This is a genomic window from Mycobacterium sp. DL, from assembly GCF_039729195.1.
In the GTDB taxonomy this organism is placed as follows: domain Bacteria; phylum Actinomycetota; class Actinomycetes; order Mycobacteriales; family Mycobacteriaceae; genus Mycobacterium; species Mycobacterium hippocampi_A.
In genome coordinates this window covers 4,350,348-4,370,459 of sequence record NZ_CP155796.1, presented here as the reverse complement: position 1 = coordinate 4,370,459, position 20,112 = coordinate 4,350,348, and the positions used below count along the sequence as shown (strand labels likewise).

20 protein-coding genes are annotated in these 20,112 nt (G+C 66.0%); 11 read left to right on the top strand and 9 right to left on the bottom strand.

From position 1 onward, the window contains the following. Positions 1–18: 18 nt before the first annotated feature. Positions 19–1,743, top strand: a complete 1,725-nt coding sequence (relZ, locus tag ABDC78_RS20855; protein WP_178361757.1) for a bifunctional ribonuclease/(p)ppGpp synthase — start codon at positions 19–21, stop codon at positions 1,741–1,743. Here relZ and ABDC78_RS20850 read toward each other — a convergent pair. From ABDC78_RS20850 to ABDC78_RS20840, 3 genes are read right to left on the bottom strand one after another with little or no spacing between them, the layout of a single operon-like run. Next, positions 1,740–3,182 (bottom strand): APC family permease, encoded by a 1,443-nt coding sequence (locus tag ABDC78_RS20850; protein WP_178361756.1) that lies wholly within the window; start codon positions 3,180–3,182, stop codon positions 1,740–1,742. The genes relZ and ABDC78_RS20850 overlap by 4 nt on opposite strands. A gap of 41 nt (positions 3,183–3,223) precedes the next feature. Then, positions 3,224–4,216 (bottom strand): SDR family NAD(P)-dependent oxidoreductase, encoded by a 993-nt coding sequence (locus ABDC78_RS20845; RefSeq protein ID WP_347133174.1) that lies wholly within the window; start codon positions 4,214–4,216, stop codon positions 3,224–3,226. A 34-nt stretch (positions 4,217–4,250) separates the two neighbouring features. After that, positions 4,251–4,859: a TetR family transcriptional regulator gene (locus ABDC78_RS20840; RefSeq protein ID WP_178361755.1), complete on the bottom strand. Its 609-nt coding sequence runs from the start codon at positions 4,857–4,859 to the stop codon at positions 4,251–4,253. Positions 4,860–4,934: 75 nt separating this feature from the next. Between ABDC78_RS20840 and ABDC78_RS20835 the strand changes: the two genes are divergently transcribed. Continuing rightward, entirely contained in the window at positions 4,935–5,789 is an 855-nt protein-coding gene (locus tag ABDC78_RS20835; RefSeq protein ID WP_306172953.1) for an alpha/beta hydrolase, read from the top strand. On the opposite strand, the gene purD is transcribed toward ABDC78_RS20835, so the two are convergent. Continuing rightward, positions 5,786–7,054 carry a phosphoribosylamine--glycine ligase gene (gene purD / locus ABDC78_RS20830; protein WP_178361753.1) on the bottom strand — a complete coding sequence of 423 codons (1,269 nt, stop codon included), beginning with the start codon at positions 7,052–7,054 and terminating at the stop codon, positions 5,786–5,788. The genes ABDC78_RS20835 and purD overlap by 4 nt on opposite strands. Positions 7,055–7,170: 116 nt before the next feature. On the opposite strand from purD, the gene ABDC78_RS20825 reads away from it, so the two are divergent. Then, on the top strand, positions 7,171–8,403 hold the full coding sequence (locus ABDC78_RS20825) for a cytochrome P450 (protein WP_178361752.1): 1,233 nt from the start codon (positions 7,171–7,173) through the stop codon (positions 8,401–8,403). Positions 8,404–8,432: 29 nt separating this feature from the next. Next, positions 8,433–9,026 (top strand): TetR/AcrR family transcriptional regulator, encoded by a 594-nt coding sequence (locus tag ABDC78_RS20820; RefSeq protein ID WP_178361751.1) that lies wholly within the window; start codon positions 8,433–8,435, stop codon positions 9,024–9,026. Between the two features lie 78 nt (positions 9,027–9,104). On the opposite strand, the gene ABDC78_RS20815 is transcribed toward ABDC78_RS20820, so the two are convergent. The 5 genes from ABDC78_RS20815 to ABDC78_RS20795 are packed head-to-tail and all read right to left on the bottom strand — an operon-like array spanning position 9,105 to position 13,891. Beyond that, positions 9,105–10,331 carry a hypothetical protein gene (locus tag ABDC78_RS20815; protein WP_178361750.1) on the bottom strand — a complete coding sequence of 409 codons (1,227 nt, stop codon included), beginning with the start codon at positions 10,329–10,331 and terminating at the stop codon, positions 9,105–9,107. Further along, on the bottom strand, positions 10,321–10,761 hold the full coding sequence (locus ABDC78_RS20810) for a carboxymuconolactone decarboxylase family protein (protein WP_178361749.1): 441 nt from the start codon (positions 10,759–10,761) through the stop codon (positions 10,321–10,323). The genes ABDC78_RS20815 and ABDC78_RS20810 overlap by 11 nt, the downstream gene beginning before the upstream one ends. A gap of 14 nt (positions 10,762–10,775) precedes the next feature. Beyond that, on the bottom strand, positions 10,776–11,645 hold the full coding sequence (locus ABDC78_RS20805; protein WP_178361748.1) for an NAD(P)-dependent oxidoreductase: 870 nt from the start codon (positions 11,643–11,645) through the stop codon (positions 10,776–10,778). Between the two features lie 2 nt (positions 11,646–11,647). Further along, positions 11,648–12,409, bottom strand: a complete 762-nt coding sequence (locus ABDC78_RS20800) for an SDR family oxidoreductase (protein WP_178361747.1) — start codon at positions 12,407–12,409, stop codon at positions 11,648–11,650. A 12-nt stretch (positions 12,410–12,421) separates the two neighbouring features. Next, the gene (locus tag ABDC78_RS20795; protein ID WP_178361746.1) at positions 12,422–13,891 is read right to left on the bottom strand and encodes an aldehyde dehydrogenase; all 1,470 of its coding nucleotides are present in this window, start codon (positions 13,889–13,891) and stop codon (positions 12,422–12,424) included. A 174-nt stretch (positions 13,892–14,065) separates the two neighbouring features. Between ABDC78_RS20795 and ABDC78_RS20790 the strand changes: the two genes are divergently transcribed. The 7 genes from ABDC78_RS20790 (at position 14,066) to ABDC78_RS20760 (ending at position 20,051) form a co-directional block, all read left to right on the top strand. After that, a complete protein-coding gene (locus ABDC78_RS20790) occupies positions 14,066–14,662 on the top strand; it encodes a TetR/AcrR family transcriptional regulator (RefSeq protein ID WP_178361745.1) in 597 nt (198 codons plus the stop codon). Then, positions 14,659–15,879 carry a cytochrome P450 gene (locus tag ABDC78_RS20785; protein WP_178361744.1) on the top strand — a complete coding sequence of 407 codons (1,221 nt, stop codon included), beginning with the start codon at positions 14,659–14,661 and terminating at the stop codon, positions 15,877–15,879. The genes ABDC78_RS20790 and ABDC78_RS20785 overlap by 4 nt, the downstream gene beginning before the upstream one ends. A gap of 10 nt (positions 15,880–15,889) precedes the next feature. Beyond that, a complete protein-coding gene (locus ABDC78_RS20780) occupies positions 15,890–16,714 on the top strand; it encodes an SDR family oxidoreductase (RefSeq protein WP_178361743.1) in 825 nt (274 codons plus the stop codon). Continuing rightward, positions 16,714–18,075, top strand: a complete 1,362-nt coding sequence (locus ABDC78_RS20775) for a cytochrome P450 (protein ID WP_178361742.1) — start codon at positions 16,714–16,716, stop codon at positions 18,073–18,075. Before ABDC78_RS20780 ends, ABDC78_RS20775 begins: the two co-directional genes overlap by 1 nt. Before the next feature lie 5 nt (positions 18,076–18,080). Further along, complete coding sequence (locus ABDC78_RS20770; protein ID WP_178361741.1) at positions 18,081–18,290, top strand: ferredoxin; 210 nt, start codon at positions 18,081–18,083, stop codon at positions 18,288–18,290. A 2-nt stretch (positions 18,291–18,292) separates the two neighbouring features. After that, positions 18,293–18,832, top strand: coding sequence for a nuclear transport factor 2 family protein (locus ABDC78_RS20765; protein ID WP_178361740.1), 540 nt, complete (start codon positions 18,293–18,295; stop codon positions 18,830–18,832). Positions 18,833–18,923: 91 nt separating this feature from the next. After that, positions 18,924–20,051: an NDMA-dependent alcohol dehydrogenase gene (locus ABDC78_RS20760; protein WP_178361739.1), complete on the top strand. Its 1,128-nt coding sequence runs from the start codon at positions 18,924–18,926 to the stop codon at positions 20,049–20,051. Positions 20,052–20,112: the final 61 nt, after the last annotated feature.

The window sequence follows — 20,112 nt, the reverse complement described above, 5'->3', positions numbered from 1 at the left end:
ATCGTGCAGAGTGGACGGATGCACTTCGTCGGACTCGACCTCGCGTGGGGCGAGAGGAATCAGACCGGGGTCGCGGTCGTCGACCCCGACGGGCGGCTCCTGTACGTCGGGGCGGCGCAGGATGACGAGAGCATCACGGCTGCGATCGCCCCGTACGTCGACGGCGACTGCCTGGTCGCCATCGATGCGCCGCTGATCGTCAGGAACCCGACGGGCCACCGGTCCTGCGAGAAGGAACTCAACCGCGACTTCCAGCGATTCGATGCGGGCGCCCGCCCGGCCTACACGGACAAGCCGGAGTTCAAGCATCCCCGGGGAGCGCGCATCGCCACCGCCCTCGGATTGGACATGGATCCGGGCTCGACGTCGAACCGGCGCGCGATCGAGGTGTACCCGCACCCGGCAAGCGTGGTGCTGTTCGCGCTGGAGAAGACGTTGAAGTACAAGCGTGGCGCCTTCGAGGACCGGCAGCGCGCGCTGCTGCAGTTGATGACCCACATCGAGGAACTCGACGAGGCGACACCGAGGCTTCGTGTGAACCGCAGTGTGTCCTGGGTCGAGTTGCGCAAGCGGGTACAGGCTGCGACCCGGCCCGGCCAACTCGACCGCGACGAGGATCCCGTCGACGCGGTGCTCTGCGCCTACATCGGGTTGTTCTGGTACCAGCGGCCCGAGGACGTGGCGATCTACGGCGACTACGAAACCGGCTACATCGTCACCCCGGCGCTGCCCGCCGAGCGCCGGTCACGAGTCCCCAGGGAACGCAAGGCGATTCCGCCTGCGGCGCCCTCCCCGGCGGTGGCCGAGTACGCGGCCAGACGCCCCGGACTCACTGCGGCCACCGACCAGTACCTCGGGCTGGTCACAGGTCTGCTCGACGAGGCGGGCATCAACTACCTGTCGATCGCGGCGCGCACCAAGAGTGTCGATTCCTTTGCCGCCAAAGCAGATCGGCGCACCGCCGACGGAACGCTGCTCTACACCGAGCCGCTGGTGGAGATCACCGACCAGATCGGGTTGCGTGTCATCACCTACCTCCGCGAGGATGTCGGCGCCGTCGCCAACCTGCTCGCCGAGGAGATGCGGTTGCTCGACGATCGCGACATGGGTCAGGAGACTGCCCGCGAGGGCCGTTGGGGTTACGCCAGTCGACACCTGCTGATCGGTGTGGAAGGGGTGCAGCAGCCGGCGTCGATCCAGGTGCGCACCGTGCTTCAGCACGCGTGGGCGGAGTTCGAGCACGAGATCCGTTACAAGGGTTCGATACCGAAGGCGCACGCGCCGGATCTGGACCGCCGGTTCACGCTGGCGGCCGGCCTGCTCGAGTTGGCGGACCGGGAGTTCTCCGCGATCCGCGAACGTCTGCGCACGTCGACCCCCGACGCCAGCCTCCCGGAGCCGGGAAGCGACCCGCGGATTCCGACGCCGGTGCTCGCCACCTACCTCGGGAACCGGTTTCCCGACGCCGGCTGGTCCCGCACTGATCACTACGCCTGGATCTCGGGTCTGCTGTTGAGCTTGGGCATCGACTCCCTCGATGCGTTGGAGTCGACGCTGAGCGGCGTGGACACCAGTGCGGTCAACACCGCGATGGACTACCGCTTCCCCGCCGGCGCAGTCCGCCGTCTCGACGACGCGCTGCTGGCGCTGTTCGGTCAGCGATATCTGGAGCTGGACGGCAACGCACACCGGGTCGCCCTGCTGGACAACCGGTTACAGCGACTACAGGACGGCCTGACCTAGTCGTCGGAGGGGCCGGCTCCCAGCTTGGTCGGGTCGGTGATGTGTCCGTCACGGATGCCGAGTTGTTTGTTGATCGCCTGGGTGATGAAGAACAGCACCACGCCGATGACCACCAGTCCCCCGGCCACGATGTACTGCTGGGCAGGCCGTCCCGACAGCGGAGTGACCAGATACAGCGACGCCAGGAAACCGACGACCGGCAGCGCGGTCGGTGTCTTGAAGTGCCCACCGGCTGCTTGCACGTCGCGTCGCAGCACCAGCACCGCGACGTTGACCACCGCGAACACCGCGAGCAACAACAGCGACGTGGTGCCGCCCAGCACCGAGATCGCGTCACTGCTCGCGAACGTCGAGACGTAGATGATCAGGCCGAACGCGATCACCGTGGTGAACAGGATCGCCACCCACGGCGACCGACGCGTGGGGTGTACCGAACCGAGCACCTGCGGAAGCACCCGTTGGCGGGCCATGCCGTAGATCAATCGGCTGGCCATCAGCATGTTGATCAACGCGGTGTTCGACACCGCGAACATCGTGATGAACGGCAGGATGTCGTCGATCGGCAGGCTGGGAGCTCCTGCTTTGACCACCTCGACGAGCGGGGTGTCGCTCTCCTGGAGCTGGCCGACCGGCACCAGGGCCACCGCCACGATCGACACCAGGATGTAGACCACGCCCGCGATCCCCAGACCGCTCAACAGGATCTTGGGGAACGTGTTGACGGGATCCTTGGTCTCCTCGGCCATGTTCACCGAGTCCTCGAAGCCCACCATCGCGAAGAACGCCAGCGACGTGGCAGCCGTGACCGCGAGGAAGGTGCTCTTGTCCTCACCGGTCTCGAAGGCGACGACGCGTGAGAAGTCGACGTCCGCGGCGCCGGTGAACGCCCAGAATCCGACCATGATGACCACGATCAGGCCGGTGATCTCGACGATGGTCAGGACGACGTTGAGCTTGACGCTCTCGCCGACGCCGCGATAGTTGATCGCCGCGAGACCACCCATGAACATCAAAGCCAGTGCCGCGACCGCGAGTTTCGGCGCGTCGTAGTCGATACCTTCGAAGAAGTTCGCCGCGAATGCCCTGGAAGCCGTTGAGGCTGAGGTGATTCCGGAGCACATGACGATGAATGCGACGAGGAAGGTGACGAAGTGGATGCCAAAGGCCTTGTGGGCGTAGAGCGCTGCGCCCGCCGCCTGCGGGTACTTGGTGACCAGCTCGAGATAACTGAACGCAGTGATGGTGGCGATGACGAAGGCGATGAGGAACGGAAGCCACGCCGCCCCACCGACTTCACCGGCCACGTCGCCGAGCAGTGCGTAGACACCGGTGCCCAGAATGTCGCCGACGACAAAGAGCAGCAGTAGTCCGGGACCCATCACCCGCTTCAACTCGGGCTGTTGGTCACCGACCTTCCCGCCGGTTCCTGACTCCGTCATCGCGCCTCCCCTTACTCGTCGCTGGAATCACCCATCATCGATCAGTCGGGTTGGCTCTGCAGTGTCAACCGCGAAACCTCGTCGAGGAAGTCCGCGACCTCCTCGGGATCGTCACGACGTTGCCAGCCGAACGTCGTCGGACGTTGCATCCGGTCGTGCCAGAAGTGCCCGCCCGATGATTCGGGTCTGGTCGCCACCAACCACACGGCGGTGTCCGCTCCATCGGCCGCATCACGCAGCAGGGGCCGGGTGACGCGGCGGAAGGCCGGTAACGCCTCTGCCACTCCCGGGGTTTCCACCCATCCCGGGTGGGTGCTCTCGACACGAACACCGGTGCCGGCCAAGCGGCGGGCCCACTCCGCGGCCAGCACCACCTGCATCCGTTTGGTGCGCGCATACACCCGCACGCCGTCGTAGTCACCGTCTCGGGACTCGAGGTCGGCGGCGCGCAACGGCGTCGTGTACATGCCGCCCGACGACATGAAGACCACCGAGGAGCCGTGCGCGTTGCGCAGTAGCGGCAGCAACTGCTCGGTCATCACGTGCGGGCCGAGCACATGGCATGCGAGTTGGGTCTCGTGGCCCTGCGGGGTCTCGGTGCGCGTCTTGGGCATCACCCCGGCGTTGTGCACCAGACCGTGCAACGCGTCGATTCGTGAGCGCAGGTCGGCGGTCCATGCCCGCACCGCGTCGAGATCGGAGACGTCGCAAACCTCCTCGACCACCGACCCCCCGGCGGCCCCCGGCACCGTCTTGCGGATCGCTTCGGAGCTACGCGTGACCTTCTGCGCGTCGCGCCCGAGCAGGTGGACGGTGGCGCCGAGTCGGGCGAACGACCCTGCCATCGCCTCGCCGATGCCCGCGGTCGCACCGGTGACCACGACCCTCTTGCCTGCCATCGCCTCCAGCGGCGGGTCGGCAGGCCACCAGAGGCGGCGGAGCTGCGAGCCGACCTTGGTGTAACCCAGTACCACGGACCGGTCCAGCGCGGTGTCTGCCGCAGTGGCCAGAAGCCGGCTGATCGTCACCCCCACGGAGATAACCCCGGACCGGAAAAAGCAAACGCCATCAGTCGAACGGCGCGAGCACGTCGATGACGTCGATCAGGGTGGCCCTGGCCGTCGCCCGGGGGCCGTCGCCGTCCCCGACCAGCGCAGCCACCACCGCGCCGTCCACTGCGCACACCAGAGCGGTCAGCAGTTCGGCACGCACGGACCTGCCCGAGCGTTCCACGACCTCGACCACGGCATCGGTCCGTTGGGCGAGGATGCGCCGTTGGATGTCGCGCAGGCCGGGTTGCCGTGCGCAGGCGATGTAGCGCTCGTATCGCGAGATCAGTTGTTCGGTAACACGTTCCGGACTCTCGCCGACCAACAGATCGACGAGGACCTCGGCAGTGGACTCGGCGCCGCGGCGCCGCCGGGACAGCACAGCGACCCGGTCGCGCAACTCCGTCGCCTCCCGCGTACCGACGTGTTCCACCGCTTTGGCGATGAGGTCTTCGAGCGAGGAGAAGTAGTAGGTCGTCGACGCCAGCGGGAGCCCGGCCCGACGCGCGACGGCACGGTGCCGCACCGCGTCGAAACCTCCTTCGCAGAGCAGGTCGGCAGCTGCGCTGACCAGCGCATACCGCCGACGTTCTCCCTTAGGAGTGACTGCTGCCGTCACCCATAGCATCGTGCCAGTCAGGGGGTTTCGGCATCGCGGTTTCGCCTAATCGGCAGCCATTGCCCACGCCGGCGCAATGGCATGATGGCGCGCATGCCAGCCATCAACCGTCGCGCCCTTCTGACCATCGGTGTGCGCACTGGCGTCGCGGCAGCGGCCGGAGTCGCCGGGGTGTCCGTATTCGGCGCCTCTGTGGCCGCAGGCGCACCGCCCGCACCACCAGTCCCGGCCCCGACCTACGAAAGCGGTTCCTTCGCGTCCGCGGCCCGCGGCGGCGCGACGACCAACTGGATCATCACCCGCCCGCCCGGGCAGACCGCGCCACTGCGGCCGGTGATCCTGTTGCACGGTAAGGACTCCAACGCGCAGACGGTGATGTCGATGGGAGCCGAGCGGTTCCTGGCGGATGCGGTGCGAGCCGGCGTGCCTCCGTTCGCGCTCGCCGCGGTCGACGGGGGCAACGGGTACTGGCACCGGCGCGCCTCGGGTGAAGACTCGGGCGCGATGGTCCTCGACGAGTTCCTCCCACTGCTGGGCGCGCAGGGCCTCGACACCTCCCGGGTGGGTTTCCTGGGATGGTCCATGGGTGGTTACGGCGCCATGCTCCTGGGCTCGCGACTGGGGGCCGGACGCACGGCCGCGATCTGCGCGGTCAGCCCTGCGCTGTGGACATCGCCGGGGGCCGCGGCGCCGGGAGCCTTCGACGGTGACGAGGACTACGCCGCCAACAGTGTGTGGGGTCTGGCCGCGCTCAACGGGATTCCGCTGCGCATCGACTGCGGAGACGACGACCCGTTCCGTGCCGCGACGCAACAGTTCATCGACCAGCTCGCAACGCCACCGGCCGGGGGCTTCTCTCCCGGCGGCCACGACGCGTCGTACTGGTCGTCCCAACTCACCGACGAGTTGATGTGGGCGGCACCGCTGCTGACGACTTAGAGCGAGATTCGCCCCTCCGCCGCCGCGAGACCGATATCGCTGCGAAAATGGCTGCCGGGCAACCGAATCGAGCCGATCCGCGCATAGGCCATCTCGCGCGCGGCCGCCAGGTCCGGACCGGTGCCCACCACCGACAGCACACGGCCACCGGAGGACACGATGGCGTCGTCCTCGCGGCGGGCGGTGCCGGCATGCAGCACGCCCTCGGCATCCGCTCCATGGATCACGTCGCCGACGCGCGGACGGCCCGGATAGTTCTCTGCAGCGACCACCACCGTCACCGCCGCACCGTCGTGCCACTGCAGCGCAGGCTGGCCGGCGAGTTCGCCGGTGGCAGCGGCCCGCAGCAGCTGACCCAGTGGGGACTCCAGCAGCGCGAGCACCGCCTGGGTTTCCGGATCGCCGAAGCGACAGTTGAATTCGACGACGGCGGGCCCCTTGGACGTGATCGCCAGCCCGGCGTAGAGCAGGCCGGAGAATGAGCTGCCGCGCTTGACCAGTTCGGCGGCAACCGGGGTGACCAACTCGTCGACGATGCGCCGGGTCATCTCGTCGGACAACCACGGCAGTGGCGTGTAGGCGCCCATGCCGCCGGTGTTGGGTCCGCTGTCGCCGTCACCGACTCGTTTGAAGTCCTGGGCCGGCAACAGCGGAACCACTGTCTCACCGTCGACGACGCAGAACAGCGACACCTCGGGTCCGTCGAGGAACGATTCGAGGAGCACCGGGTGACCGGCGTCGAGAAGGCTCGCCGCGTGTGCGCGGGCGGCGTCACGATCTGCGGTGACCACCACACCTTTGCCTGCGGCCAGCCCGTCGTCCTTCACCACCCACGCGGGATCTCCCGCGTGGGGCCCGAAGCGGTCCAGGGCGGAGTCGAGGTGGGCCGGGTTGTCGACGATCTCGCTGACGGCGGTCCGCACACCGGCCGCGGTCATCACGTCCTTGGCGAACGACTTCGAGCCTTCGATGCGCGCTGCGTCCTTCGTCGGGCCGAAGCAGGCGATGCCCGCCTCTCGCACCGCGTCGGCGACGCCGAGCACCAGCGGCACCTCGGGGCCGATGATCACGAGGTCGGCACCGATGCGTCGGGCCAGGGCGACCACGGCCGCCCCCGACGTCACGTCGAGCTCGTACTGGTCGGCGACCGCTGCTGTGCCTGCATTGCCGGGAGCTATGGAAAGTCCGTCGACCTCCGGGTCTCGGCGCAGCGCAAGCAGCAGCGCGTGTTCACGGGCTCCGGATCCGACCACCAGGACGTGCACAGATGCCCACCCTAGTGCCATCACGCCCGGCAGGACCCACGTCCTCGGCCATACAGTGCAGCGGCGCAGTGTATGGTCGAGCGAAAGTGCCGTACGTCACACGCGAAGGACAGAACATGACCACCGCCCCCAGCTGCCCGTTCCTGCCCCAGGGGTATGACTTCACCGACCCGGATGTGCTGCTCAAGGGCATTCCCGTCACCGAGTTCGCGGAATTGCGCAAGACCGCACCGGTCTGGTGGAACGCACAGGCCGAGTCGATCTTCGACGACGGCGGCTACTGGGTGGTCACCCGGCACGCGGACATCAAGTCGATCTCACGGGACGGCGCGCTGTGGTCCACCAATCGCAAGGGGGCGGTGATGCGCCTGCCCGACGGTGTCACCGCCGAGCAACTCGACCTGACCAAGGCCCTGCTGATCAACCACGACGCCCCCGAGCACACCAGGTTGCGCAAGATCGTCTCGCGGCTCTTCACCCCCAGGGCGATCGCGGCGCTCGAGGAGCGCCTGGCTGTTGCGGCGCGTGACATCGTGCGGGCCGCGGCCGAGAAGGACGCCGGCAATTTTGTCGACGACATCGCGGTGGGACTGCCGCTGCAGGCCATCGCCGATCTCATCGGCGTGCCCGAGGCCGACCGCGAGAAGCTGTTCCACTGGACCAACTGCATCATGAACACCGACGATCCCGACTTCGACTCCGACCCCACCGTCGCCAACGCCGAGTTGATGGGTTACGCCTACAACATGGCCGAGGAGCGGCGCCGCTGCCCCGCCGACGACATCGTCACCAGGCTCATCCAGGCGGACATCGACGGTGAAGCGATGGGTGATGTCGAGTTCGCGTTCTTCGTGATCCTGTTGGCGGTCGCCGGAAACGAAACCACCCGCAACGCGATGACGCACGGGATGAACGCGTTCCTCGAGAACCCCGATCAGTGGGAACTGTTCAAGCGGGATCGGCCGGACACCGCGGTCGAGGAGATCATCCGCTGGGCCACCCCGGTGCACTGTTTCCAGCGCACGGCCCTCGCCGATGTCGAGCTCGGCGATGTCACGGTCGCCGAGGGGCAGCGGGTCGGCTTGTTCTACAGCTCGGCGAACTTCGATGACGAGGTCTTCGACCGTCCATTCGAGTTTGACATCCTGCGCAACCCCAACCCCCACTTGGCTTTCGGTGGCAACGGCGCGCACTTCTGCATCGGCGCCAACCTCGCCCGGATGGAGATCAAACTGATGTTCAACGAGCTCGCCGATCAGATTCCCGACATCACGAAGCTGTCCGAGCCGCTGCGGCTGCGGTCGGGCTGGATCAACGGCGTCAAGGATCTACAGGTCGCCTACCGTTGACGCCGCCACGGGTGGCCTAAGGTTCCTTGGTGCGCACCCACGGTTGGTCAGGGGCCAAGCCCGCCTCGGATGAGGAGGCGATCGCCAGGATTCTCGGTGCCGCGGGCAAGGCGATCGAGGACCACGGTGCGGATTTCAGCATCTCCGATGTGGCCCGCACCGTCGGGGTCACCCGCCAGACGGTGTACCGCTACTTCTCCAGCACCGAGGCATTGCTCGTCGCCGCGGCGGTGCACGCCGTCGACGGCTTCCTGGCCAGGCTGACCGAGCATCTGGCCGGGATCGGGGACCCTGCCGACGCTGTCACCGAAGCTCTTGCGACGGCGCTGGAGTGGCTGCCGAGAGAGAAGTACATCGGACTGCTCCTGGTGCCCGGCGGGGCCAGGCACGTCGAATCGGTCACCTCCGACATCGCCCTGCGGTTCGGGCGGGACATGGTCGGACGGCTCGACGTCGAGTGGGAGGCGGCCGGCTTCGCCGATGCGGACCTCGACGAGCTCGCCGAGCATCTGCTGCGGATCCTGCAGTCGTTCGTGATCGATCCGGGCCGCCCGCCACGCCGCGGCGATGAACTTCGCGCCTACCTGCGCCGCTGGGTGGGCGGCGCTCTGCTACCCCGGTGAGCGACGCCGAATGCACGGTTTCTGATGACTTTCCGACCAGATCCATCAGAAACCGTACGCTCGGCGAACATTGCCGCGTCAGACCACGGTCAGCGGCAACGACTTCCGATCCTCGAACACCCAGGACGCGCCACCGCTGAACTCGGTCACCTGGACCTCGGACAGCTTCTTGGCCGCCGTGTCGGTCTCGATGACCCGCACGGTCCAGTCCGACTCGGTGCCGGAGACCTCGGCACGCAGGTGGGGGTCGACCGCCTGCACGATCGCCTGCAGCGGCAGGTCGGCGACCGGCGATACCAACGTGATCCAGGAGTCGTCCTCGTAGGCCGGTGAGCGCCGTACATGCACGAAGTCGGGGTCCACGTCGGCGTACACGTAGGCGGCCGGGTTCAGCAGCGGATGCAGTTCGAGGACCCGCAGCGCGCCCTCGGGACCGCCGGGAAGCCTCAGCGCCTTGTGGATTCGCTCCGCCGCCACCCCTGCGATGCCGATCAACTGCTTGGTGCGGATGGAACGCGCCAGCGCCGCATCGTCTTTCGCACGCTTCTGCACCGCCAACGTGAACGACAGCACCAACAGGTGCATCTGCAGGCACACCTCATCGGCGATGCGTACCAGGGCCGAATGCGAGAACGCGCCGAAGTCCACGTCGGCCAACAGCTCTCCCGAATAATTGGACATGCCTTCGTCATTCGGGTCGATCGGGTCGAGTTCGCACGAGTGTGCGTGGCTGGCCGCGACGACGTCCATCGCCGGGATGAACGGCACCTCCGGATACGATTCGTCGATGATCACCGTCCACCGGCAGTGCGGGTGCTGATCCGACGGTGTCCTCGGCGGCCGGTGGATGGGCCGCACCTGAACCTTGCGGTTGGTGGCCAGCGCCGTGGCGTCGAACGTCGGGTCCTCGATGTCATGGCACATGCCGTGGACGTATTCCTCGCCCATCGGTTCGACGTCGAGCAACGCGCCACAGTGATTCAGGTAGAACTCACCGTGCCACCGGTCGTGGACGATGTAGCGGAAGTCCATGAACTGCGGTGGGGCGCCGATGTCGAGCTGCAGGCCCTTGAACAGGGTGAAGATGTCGACGCCCTCGTACTCGAGCGCCTTCTGCATCCGCTTGGTGTACAGCGGACTGGAGGCCGCCCACTCCTCGATGGCGACCTGCAACATCTCGTCCCGACCCCACGCGCTGATGCAGTGGGCCATTCCCGACCGGTCGATGAGCTGACCGATCAGGAGCAGCTCGGGCACCAGCGTGGCGAGTTCGTCGCGCGACAGCGCGGCATACCTACTCATCATCGAGCTTGCTCCCGGAGTGCATCTTCAACGCCGCGTTGACGTTGCCCTTCTTGTCTTCGCCGGCACCGCGCTCGGCATCCTTCTTCCTCTTGCCCGCCACCTTGGTGACCACCCCGTCGAGCTTGGAGCCCAGGGGAAAGCCAAGGTACTGGGTCAGGAAGATCGCCATCTCCTTGAGTTCCTCGACAGTGAGCTCCTCGTTGGCCAGCGCCGCATTGACCTGGATCTCCGCCAGCTCCGAGATTCCGAGTGCGGTCACGCAGGTCAACGTCATCATCCGCTTCTCGCGCATCGACAGACCCGGCCGGCTCCAGATGGTGCCGAAGAGATGGTCCGCGGTGAGCGCGAAGTAGTCCCCCGGCATGTCCGGCATCTCCCAGCCATAAACCTCGTTCATCTTCTCGAGGCCTTTGCGGCGCAGCTCGTCCATAACTCGATTCCTTCCTAACCGTCGTCGCCGGCTGAGGTGGTGTGCGGTACGCCGAGCCCGGCGGCCAGGTTCTGCAGCGCGATCTCGGCCAGAGGCAGGTCGACCCCCGTCGCCTTGCCGAGCCCGAGCGCCAGCTTCAGGTCCTTTTCGGCCAACCCGCGGGTGTGGACGAACATGTCGTACACGAAGTGGTCGGGCTGCAGCGGTGCGGTGTCGTCGCGGACCATGATCGCCCCGGGTCCGCCACTCTGGGCGTCACTGTGCCGCACCACCCGTCCCAGCTTCTGCAGGTCGATGCCCGCGGCCTCCGCCAGGTTCTGCGCCTCGCACGCCGCGGCGAAACCGATGAACGTCAGCATGTTCCGTGCCAGCTTCATCCGGGTTCCCGCTCCCGGCTCGCCGGCACGGACCACCATCGACGCCCACTGCTTGAACACCGGCTTGACCTTGTCGTAGGCGTCCTCGTCGGCGCCGACCATGACGGCCAGCTCGCCTTTCTCGGCCGCTCCGGCACCACCGCTGACCGGAGCATCCACAATGTGAATACCCTTCGGCCCCAGCTGCTCAGCAAGCTCGCCAGCGGTATCGGGCTCGATCGTCGAGTGGATCGCGATGACGGTGCCGGGCTTGGCGTGATCGGCGAGCCGGCCCACGACGTCGCGCACCTGCGCGTCGGTCAGCACCGTGACGCTGATGACGTCGGCGTCGGCAACATCAGCGACACTGTCGGCCAGCGTTGCGCCGAGTTCGGCCAGAGGCGTCATGGACTCGGTGCGCACATCGAACACGATGAGACCGCCGGGCCAGTCGGCGAGCCGTTTTGCCATCGGCGCGCCCTGATTCCCCAGGCCGATGTAGCCGAGCTTGAGGTCATCGTTCTTCATGGTCACCGGATGATCTGTCCGCCGTCGACATTGAATATCTGCCCGGTCACCCACTTGGCCTGATCTGAGAGCAGGAACAGACACATGCCGGTGAGATCGTCCACTTCACCCATGCGCGACAACGGAATACCCTTCACGATGTCGGCGACCATCTCCTGCGGGGTGGTGGTGCGGTTGGCCTCGGTGTCGATCGGGCCGGGCGCGATCGCGTTGACCCGGATGTTCTGCCCGCCGAGTTCGGTGGCCAACTGCTGGGTCAGACCGTTGATGCCGACCTTCGCCAGACCGTAGAAGTTCGAGTACAACCATGCCGCGGTCGAGGACTGGTTGACGATCGCCCCACCGCCGCGCTTGGCCATCTTGCGGTACACCGCCCTGGTGCACACCAACGCGCCGTCCATGTTCACGCTCATGAACTTCTTGTAGTAGTCCCAGTCCACGGTGATGAGGAAGTCGAGCTTCATCCCGCCGAAGATCGCCGCGTTGTTGACCAGGTAGTCGATGCCGCCGAACTCCGAAAGTGTCTGCGCCGCCATCTCCTTGGCAGAATCGGGATCGGAGACGTCGACGTGGGCGGCCACCGCGTTGCCTCCCTCTCCCTTGATGCCGTCGACGACCTTCTGGGCACCCTCGGTGTTGATGTCAGCAACGACGACCGCGGCACCCTCGCGCGCGAGCGCCTCGGCATAGGCCTGCCCGATTCCACCACCGGCGCCGGTGACGATGGCCACCTTGTCCTTGAACTGATCCCCATACAGACCCATTGATGACTCCTCTTAGTTCGCTGCCGTGGCAATCGCTTTGATCTCGAGGTACTCCTCGAAACCCGCGAGCCCCATTTCCCGGCCGATGCCGGATTGCTTGTAGCCGCCGAACGGCATGTCCGCCGAGTACCACACGCCGCCGTTGATGTTCACCGTGCCGACGCGCAACCGCGCTGCCACCGCATTCGCGCGCTCGAGGTCGGGCGAGAACACGGTGCCGGACAGACCGTAGGGCGAGTCGTTGGCGATCCGGACCGCGTCGTCGTCACCGTCGTGAGCGATCACCGTCAGCACCGGACCGAAGATCTCTTCGCGGGCCACCTTGGCGTTGTTGTCGAGTCCGGCGATCACCGTCGGCTCGATGAAGAAGCCGGTGTCACGATCGGCGGGACGGCCGCCGCCACAGGCGAATCGGCCACCTTCGGCGATCGCGGAATCCAGGTAGGCCTGAATCCGATCACGCTGCAGGGCCGAGATGACCGGCCCGCAGATCGTGCCCGACTTCGTCGGATCACCCGGCTTGAGACCACCCATCGTGGCCGCGGCCGCCTCGACCGCCTCGTCGTAGCGAGCCCGGGGCACCACCAGACGGGTGGTGATCGCGCAACCCTGTCCGGCGTGCATCGATGCCGTGAACGCCGCCATCGAGCAGGCACCCCCGAGATCGGCGTCGTCGAGGACGAGGAACGCCGACTTGCCGCCCAACTCGAGGAACACCTTCTTCAGGGTGGCGGCGCCGTCGGCCATCACCGCTCGACCTGTCGCGGTCGAACCGGTGAACGAAACCATGTCCACGCGAGCGTCTTTCGACAGCAGAGCCCCGACGCCGTGGTCGCTGGAGGTGATGATGTTGAGCACCCCGGCCGGGATGTCGGTGTGTTCGGTGACGAACTCACCGAGCACCGCGGCGCACCACGGGGTGTCCGGAGCCGGCTTGAGCACCACGGTGTTGCCCGCGGCCAGAGCCGGACCGATCTTGGCGAGATTGATCTGGTGGGGGAAGTTCCACGGGGTGATCGCGCCGACCACGCCGATCGCCTCTCGGGCGACGGTCCGCTGCGTCTTGATGCCCATGGGCGACGCGATGCCCAGATCGGTTCGCCACTGGTAGCTCTCAGCGGTGTCGGCGGAGAACGAGAGGTCGGCGACCGGTCCCTCGAGCTGGGCCGCCGCGGTGAGCATCTTCGGGGCGCCCACTTCGGCGATGGTCAGCTCTCGCAGCTCTTCGACGTGTTTGGTCATCGCCTCCTGGAGCTGGCGGATGCAACGCACTCGCAGCTCGGTGTCGGTCGACCAGTCCGTCTCGTCGAAGGCGCGGCGTGCAGCCCCGATCGCGGCGCTCATGTCCTCGACGCTCGCATCGGCGGCGACCCCGAGCGTCTCCTCGGTGGCGGGATTGACGGTGGAAAAGGTGCCCGAGCTGCCGGCGACGAGCTTGCCGTCGATGAGCAGCCGGCTCTCGCGATCGGTCAGGATTGCCATCCGACCTCCTGTCTGTGGTTCCTGGACAGCTGTCCGACTGAATTCCTCCGAACGATAGCCCCAGACCCGCGGAGGAGGCAAGGACGGGCTTCGGGGGGCGCCGATACACTACCTTGAACTGGCCTTTCGCGGATACGCTTGCCTACGGACCGTCGCGTCCGATAACTTGGACATGTGTCCAGTGATGCAGCCGCCGCACTCGCAGCTCAGGCGCAGCCGAATCCCCGCAATCGACGACAGGAAGAGACTTTCCGCAAAGTCCTGTCGGCCGGCGTCGAGATGCTGCGTGAGTCGTCGTATGCAGATCTGACGGTGCGCGCGGTCGCCGCCAGGGCCAAGGTCGCCCCGGCCACCGCCTACACCTACTTCTCGTCGAAGAACCACCTGATCGCTGAGGTCTACCTGGACCTCATGCGGCAGGTCGAGTACTTCACCGACGTCAACGACAGCAGGGCCACCCGCGTGGAGAAGACCCTTCGCAGCATGGCCCTCACGCTTGCCGACGATCCCGAGGTCGCTGCGGCATGCACGACGGCACTGCTCTCCGGCAACGATGCCGCGGTGCGCGCCGTTCGCGAGCGGATCGGCAGCGAGATCCACCGCCGAATTCGCGCGGCCGTCGGCCCTGACGCGGATCCACGCACGCTGGCCGCGTTGGAGATGACATTCTTCGGCGCGCTGGTCAACGCCGGAAGTGGGGCGTTCACCTATCACCAGATCGCCGATCGCCTGAGCTACGTGGTCGGCCTCATCGTCGGGGAGGACCGATGACCACCAACAGCGGCGCCGTGAGCGACGTCATTCTCGATCCCTACGACTACGACTTCCACGAGGACCCCTACCCGTACTACCAGCGGCTGCGCGACGAGGCACCGCTGTACCGGAACGAGGAGCTCGGGTTCTGGGCGGTGTCGCGCCATCGGGATGTGTTGCAGGGCTTCCGCAACAGCACCACACTGTCCAACCGCGAGGGCGTATCCCTGGATCCGGTCTCTCGCGGACCGCACGCCTCCAAGACGATGTCGTTTCTGGCGATGGACGATCCGGACCATCTCCGGCTGCGCACGCTGGTGTCCAAGGGGTTCACCCCCCGCCGGATCCGTGAACTGGAGCCCCGGGTCACCGAGATCGCGGTGCAGCATCTCGACGTGATGATCGAGAAGGCCAACAGCGGCGTCGTTGATTATGTCGGTGAGTTCGCGGGCAAGCTGCCGATGGATGTCATCTCCGAACTGATGGGTGTCCCGCAGGCCGACCGCGACCAGGTCCGCGCCTGGGCCGACGGCGTGATGCACCGCGAGGACGGGGTCAACGACGTGCCCGCCGCGGCCATCGAGGCCTCGCTGAACCTGATCGTCTACTACCAGGACATGGTGGCAGACCGCCGCAAGAAACTCACCGACGATCTGACCTCGGCGCTGTTGGAAGCCGAGATCGACGGTGACCGGCTCACCGATGAGGAGATCATCGGGTTCATGTTCCTGATGGTGATCGCCGGCAACGAGACGACCACCAAATTGCTTGCCAACGCCGCGTTCTGGGGACACAAGAATCCGGACCAGCTCGCCCCGGTCTACCAGGACGAGGCCCGGATTCCGTTGTGGGTCGAGGAGACCCTGCGCTACGACACCTCCAGCCAGATCCTGGCCCGCATGGTCTCCGGGGAGCTCACCCTGTACGACACCACCATCCCCGACGGTGACGTGCTGCTACTTCTTCCGGGCTCCGCGCACCGCGACGAGCGGGTCTTCGAGAACCCCGACGACTTCGTCATCGGGCGTGAGATCGGTTCCAAGTTGATGAGTTTCGGTAGTGGCGCACACTTCTGCCTGGGCGCGCACCTCGCCCGGATGGAGGCGCGAGTGGCCCTTGCCGAGTTGTTCAAGCGAATCCGCGGCTACGAGGTCGACGAGGCCAACTCGGTCCGCGTCCACTCCAGCAACGTGCGCGGATTCGCCCATCTACCGATGTCCCTCCAGGTCCGCTGAAAGGACGCAGATGCCTCGTTTTGAACCCCTCCCAGGCCGCCGACCCGCCCTGGTCGCCGGCGCCTCCTCCGGGATCGGCGCGGCGACCGCGATCGACCTTGCCTCCCATGGCTTTCCGGTCGCCCTCGGCGCCCGTCGGGTGGAGAAGTGTCAGGAACTCGTCGACCAGATCCGCGCCGAGGGCGGCGAAGCCATCGCGGTGCACCTCGACGTCACCGATCCGGACTCGGTCAAGGCCTGCGTCGAGCAGACGACCTCGGAACTGGGCGATATCGAGGTGCTGGTCGCCGGCGCGGGTGACACGTACTTCGGCAAGCTCGACTCGATCAGCACCGAGCAGTTCGAGTCGCAGATCCAGATCCACCTGATCGGCGCCAACCGGGTGGCCGGTGCCGTGCTGCCGGGCATGATCGAACGCCAGCGTGGCGACTTGATCTTCGTGGGATCCGATGTGGCACTGCGCCAGCGGCCGCACATGGGCGCGTACGGGGCAGCCAAGGCAGCGCTCGTCGCGATGGTCACCAACTTCCAGATGGAACTCGAGGGCACCGGTGTCCGGGCCTCGATCGTGCATCCGGGACCGACCAAGACGTCGATGGGCTGGAGCCTGCCTGCCGAACTGATCGGCCCCGCCCTCGAGGATTGGGCGAAGTGGGGCCAGGCCCGGCACGACTACTTCCTACGGGCGGCCGATCTGGCGCGGGCCATCACGTTCGTCGCCGAGACGCCACGTGGTGGGTTCATCGCCAACATGGAGCTCCAACCCGAGGCCCCGCTGAACACCGCCCCGGCTGAGCGACAGAAGCTGACCCTGAACGAGGAGAACCTGAGCTGATGACGATCACAAAAGAGGTCTCCCGCGTTTCCGGCGGCCAAGAAGAACACGGCCACCTCGAGGAGTTCCGCACCGACCCGATCGGCCTGATGAAGCGGATCCGCGAGGAGTGCGGGGATGTCGGCTGGTTCCAGCTGGCCGGCAAGCAGGTAGTCATGCTGTCCGGATCCGAGGCCAACGAGTTCTTCTTCCGCTCCAGTGACGCTGAACTGAACCAGGCCGAGGCCTATCCCTTCATGACACCGATCTTCGGTGAGGGCGTGGTGTTCGACGCCGACCCCGAGCGTCGGGCGGAGATGCTGCACAACACCGCACTACGCGGTGAGCAGATGAAGGGTCACGCGGCGACCATCGAGAACGAGGTCAAGAAGATCATCGCCGACTGGGGCGACGAAGGCGAGATCGAACTGCTCGACTTCTTCTCCGAGCTGACGATCTACACCTCGACGGCCTGCCTGATCGGACTGAAGTTCCGCGAGCAGCTCGATCGCCGGTTTGCCGAGTACTACCACCAACTGGAGCGTGGCACCGATCCGCTCTGCTACGTCGACCCCTATCTCGACATCGAGAGCTTCCGCATCCGCGACGAGTCACGCGTGAAACTCGTTGCGCTGGTGCAGGAGATCATGGACGGGCGAATCGCCAACCCGCCCAAGGGCAAAGAGGATCGTGACCTGCTCGACGTGCTGGTCTCGATCAAGGACGACGAGGGCAACTCCCGGTTCACTGCCAACGAAGTCACCGGCATGTTCATCTCACTGATGTTCGCCGGGCACCACACCAGCTCGGGTACCTCGTCGTGGACATTGATCGAGTTGCTCCGCAACCCCGAGGTGTACGCGCAGGTTCAGCAGGAACTCGACGAGCTCTACGCCGATGGCCAGGAGGTGAGTTTCCATGCGCTGCGCCAGATTCCGAAGCTCGACAATTCGCTCAAGGAGACGTTGCGCCTCCATCCACCGCTGATCATCCTGATGCGCGTCGCGCAGGACGAGTTCGAGGTGGCGGGCTTCCCGATTCACAAGGGACAGTTCGTCGCCGCATCGCCGGCGATCTCGAATCGAATCGCCGAGGACTTTCCCAACCCGGACGACTTCGACCCCGACCGTTACCAGAAGCCACGTCAGGAAGACCTCGCCAACAGGTGGACGTGGATCCCTTTCGGCGCGGGTAAGCATCGCTGTGTCGGAGCGGCTTTCGCCCAGATGCAGATCAAGGCGATCTTCTCGGTCTTGTTGCGCGAGTACGAGTTCGAGATGTCTCAGCCCGCCGACAGCTACCGCAATGACCACTCCAAGATGGTCGTGCAGCTGGCGCAGCCGGCGAAGGTGCGCTATCGCAGGCGAGTCGAAAAGGACTGACCCCCATGGGTTGCTACCGCGTAGAACTCGACGAAGACCTGTGCCAGGGCCACGCCATGTGCGAACTGGAAGCACCGGATGTGTTCCGGGTGCCCAAGCGCGGCGTCGTCGAGATCCTCGACTCCGAACCACCCGACGAGATCCGTGAGGATGTCGAGCGGGCGATCGAGATGTGTCCCACCCAAGCAATTTCCGTGACCGAGAAGGAGACCTGACAATGGCGTCGAGACAAGAACTGGAAGACTGGGTCGAGCGCTGGCTGAAGGCCAACCGCGATGCCGAGGCGGCCGGCGACTGGAAGCCGATGGCGGACTTCTACACCGAAGACGCCACCTACGGCTGGAACATCGGCCCCAAGGAAGACGTCATGTGCATCGGTCGCGACGAGATCCGCGACGTCGCGCTGGGCCTGGAGATGGAGGGCCTGGAGAACTGGGTCTACGAGTACCAGAAGACGCTGATCGACGAGAAGCAGAACGAGATCGTCGGCTTCTGGAAGCAGATCGCCAACAAGAGCGACGGCACCCGCGACGAGATCTACGGCATCGGCGGCAGCTGGTTCCGGCTCAACGATCAGTTGCTCATCGAGTGGCAGCGGGACTTCTTCGACTTCGGGCACGTGCAGAAGGCGTTCGTGAAGCTGATCGAGTCCGGAGACCTCACGCCCACCATGCAGAAACGCATCGAGCGGTCGATGGCCGGGGAGAAGCTGCCCGGCTACTACCCGCTCGGTGAGGCCCCCACCCCGATCTGGTAGCTCCCACCCAAGCGGTTGCTTGGGGGGTACGTGATGTGGCTAACTAGAGCCTCTAGTCTTGAGCCACGGGCTCTAGTCGAAAGCAGGAGATATGAAGACCAAAGGCGCTCTGATCTGGGATTTCAACCAGCCGTGGTCGATCGAGGAGATCGAGATCGGTGATCCCGTCAAGGACGAGGTGAAGATCCAGATGGAAGCGTCGGGCATGTGCCATTCCGACCACCACCTGGTCACCGGCGACATTCCGATGGCAGGTTTCCCGGTGCTCGGCGGACACGAAGGCGCAGGCGTCGTGACCGAGGTCGGGCCCGGTGTGGAGAACGTCGCGGTCGGCGACCACGTCGTGCTGTCGTTCATCCCGTCGTGCGGTGAGTGTCCGACGTGTCAGAGCGGTAAGCGCAACCTGTGCGACCTGGGCGCACTGCTGCTGACCGGCACCGCCGTGTCGGATGGAACCCATCGCGTGACGGCCAACGGCAAGCCGGTCATCCCGATGACCCTGCTGGGCACGTTCAGCCCCTACATGGTCGTCCACAAGAGCTCGGTCGTGAAGATCGACCCGTCCATCCCGTTCGAGGTCGCCTGCCTGGTCGGGTGCGGCGTGACCACCGGCTACGGCTCGGCAGTCCGCAGCGCGGACGTCCGCCCGGGCGACGACGTCGCCATCGCCGGCATCGGCGGTGTCGGAATGGGAGCCCTGCAGGGTGCGTTGACCGCAGGCGCGCGCAACATCTTCGCGATCGACCCGGTCGAGTGGAAGCGCGATCAGGCACTGAAGTTCGGTGCGACGCATGCCTACCCCGATCTCGCCACGGCGATGATGGGCATCGCCGAGGTCACCCACGGACAGATGGCCAGCAAGACCATCATCACCACCGGTGAGCTCAAGGGCGAGGACATCGACAACTACCTCAACATGACCGCGAAGGGCGGCACCTGCGTCGTCACCGCAGTGGCCAATATGATGGAGTCGACCGTCACCTTGAACCTGGCCATGTTGACCCTGCTGCAGAAGAACCTGCAGGGCACCATCTTCGGTGGCGGCAACCCCCACCACGACATCCCGCAGCTGCTGTCGATGTACAAGGCCGGTCGGCTCAACCTCGACGATATGGTCACCCGGCAGTACAAGCTGGAGCAGATCAACGAGGGCTACCAGGACATGCTCGAGGGCAAGAACATCCGTGGCGTGATCCGCTACACCGCCGCTGATCGGTAGTTCCCCAAACCCTCCGCGGAATTGCATTCCAGCAGCGAAAGTTCGAGTGGAGCTCTGCTGG

What these genes read in the sequence shown, in the direction of transcription:
- relZ (WP_178361757.1), top strand. Translation starts at nt 19, where the DNA reads ATGCACTTCGTCGGACTCGACCTCGCGTGGGGCGAGAGGAATCAGACC.
- ABDC78_RS20850 (WP_178361756.1), bottom strand. Translation starts at nt 3,182, where the DNA reads ATGACGGAGTCAGGAACCGGCGGGAAGGTCGGTGACCAACAGCCCGAG.
- ABDC78_RS20840 (WP_178361755.1), bottom strand. Translation starts at nt 4,859, where the DNA reads ATGCTATGGGTGACGGCAGCAGTCACTCCTAAGGGAGAACGTCGGCGG.
- ABDC78_RS20835 (WP_306172953.1), top strand. Translation starts at nt 4,935, where the DNA reads ATGGCGCGCATGCCAGCCATCAACCGTCGCGCCCTTCTGACCATCGGT.
- ABDC78_RS20825 (WP_178361752.1), top strand. Translation starts at nt 7,171, where the DNA reads ATGACCACCGCCCCCAGCTGCCCGTTCCTGCCCCAGGGGTATGACTTC.
- ABDC78_RS20815 (WP_178361750.1), bottom strand. Translation starts at nt 10,331, where the DNA reads ATGATGAGTAGGTATGCCGCGCTGTCGCGCGACGAACTCGCCACGCTG.
- ABDC78_RS20810 (WP_178361749.1), bottom strand. Translation starts at nt 10,761, where the DNA reads ATGGACGAGCTGCGCCGCAAAGGCCTCGAGAAGATGAACGAGGTTTAT.
- ABDC78_RS20805 (WP_178361748.1), bottom strand. Translation starts at nt 11,645, where the DNA reads ATGAAGAACGATGACCTCAAGCTCGGCTACATCGGCCTGGGGAATCAG.
- ABDC78_RS20800 (WP_178361747.1), bottom strand. Translation starts at nt 12,409, where the DNA reads ATGGGTCTGTATGGGGATCAGTTCAAGGACAAGGTGGCCATCGTCACC.
- ABDC78_RS20795 (WP_178361746.1), bottom strand. Translation starts at nt 13,891, where the DNA reads ATGGCAATCCTGACCGATCGCGAGAGCCGGCTGCTCATCGACGGCAAG.
- ABDC78_RS20785 (WP_178361744.1), top strand. Translation starts at nt 14,659, where the DNA reads ATGACCACCAACAGCGGCGCCGTGAGCGACGTCATTCTCGATCCCTAC.
- ABDC78_RS20780 (WP_178361743.1), top strand. Translation starts at nt 15,890, where the DNA reads ATGCCTCGTTTTGAACCCCTCCCAGGCCGCCGACCCGCCCTGGTCGCC.
- ABDC78_RS20775 (WP_178361742.1), top strand. Translation starts at nt 16,714, where the DNA reads ATGACGATCACAAAAGAGGTCTCCCGCGTTTCCGGCGGCCAAGAAGAA.
- ABDC78_RS20770 (WP_178361741.1), top strand. Translation starts at nt 18,081, where the DNA reads ATGGGTTGCTACCGCGTAGAACTCGACGAAGACCTGTGCCAGGGCCAC.
- ABDC78_RS20765 (WP_178361740.1), top strand. Translation starts at nt 18,293, where the DNA reads ATGGCGTCGAGACAAGAACTGGAAGACTGGGTCGAGCGCTGGCTGAAG.
- ABDC78_RS20760 (WP_178361739.1), top strand. Translation starts at nt 18,924, where the DNA reads ATGAAGACCAAAGGCGCTCTGATCTGGGATTTCAACCAGCCGTGGTCG.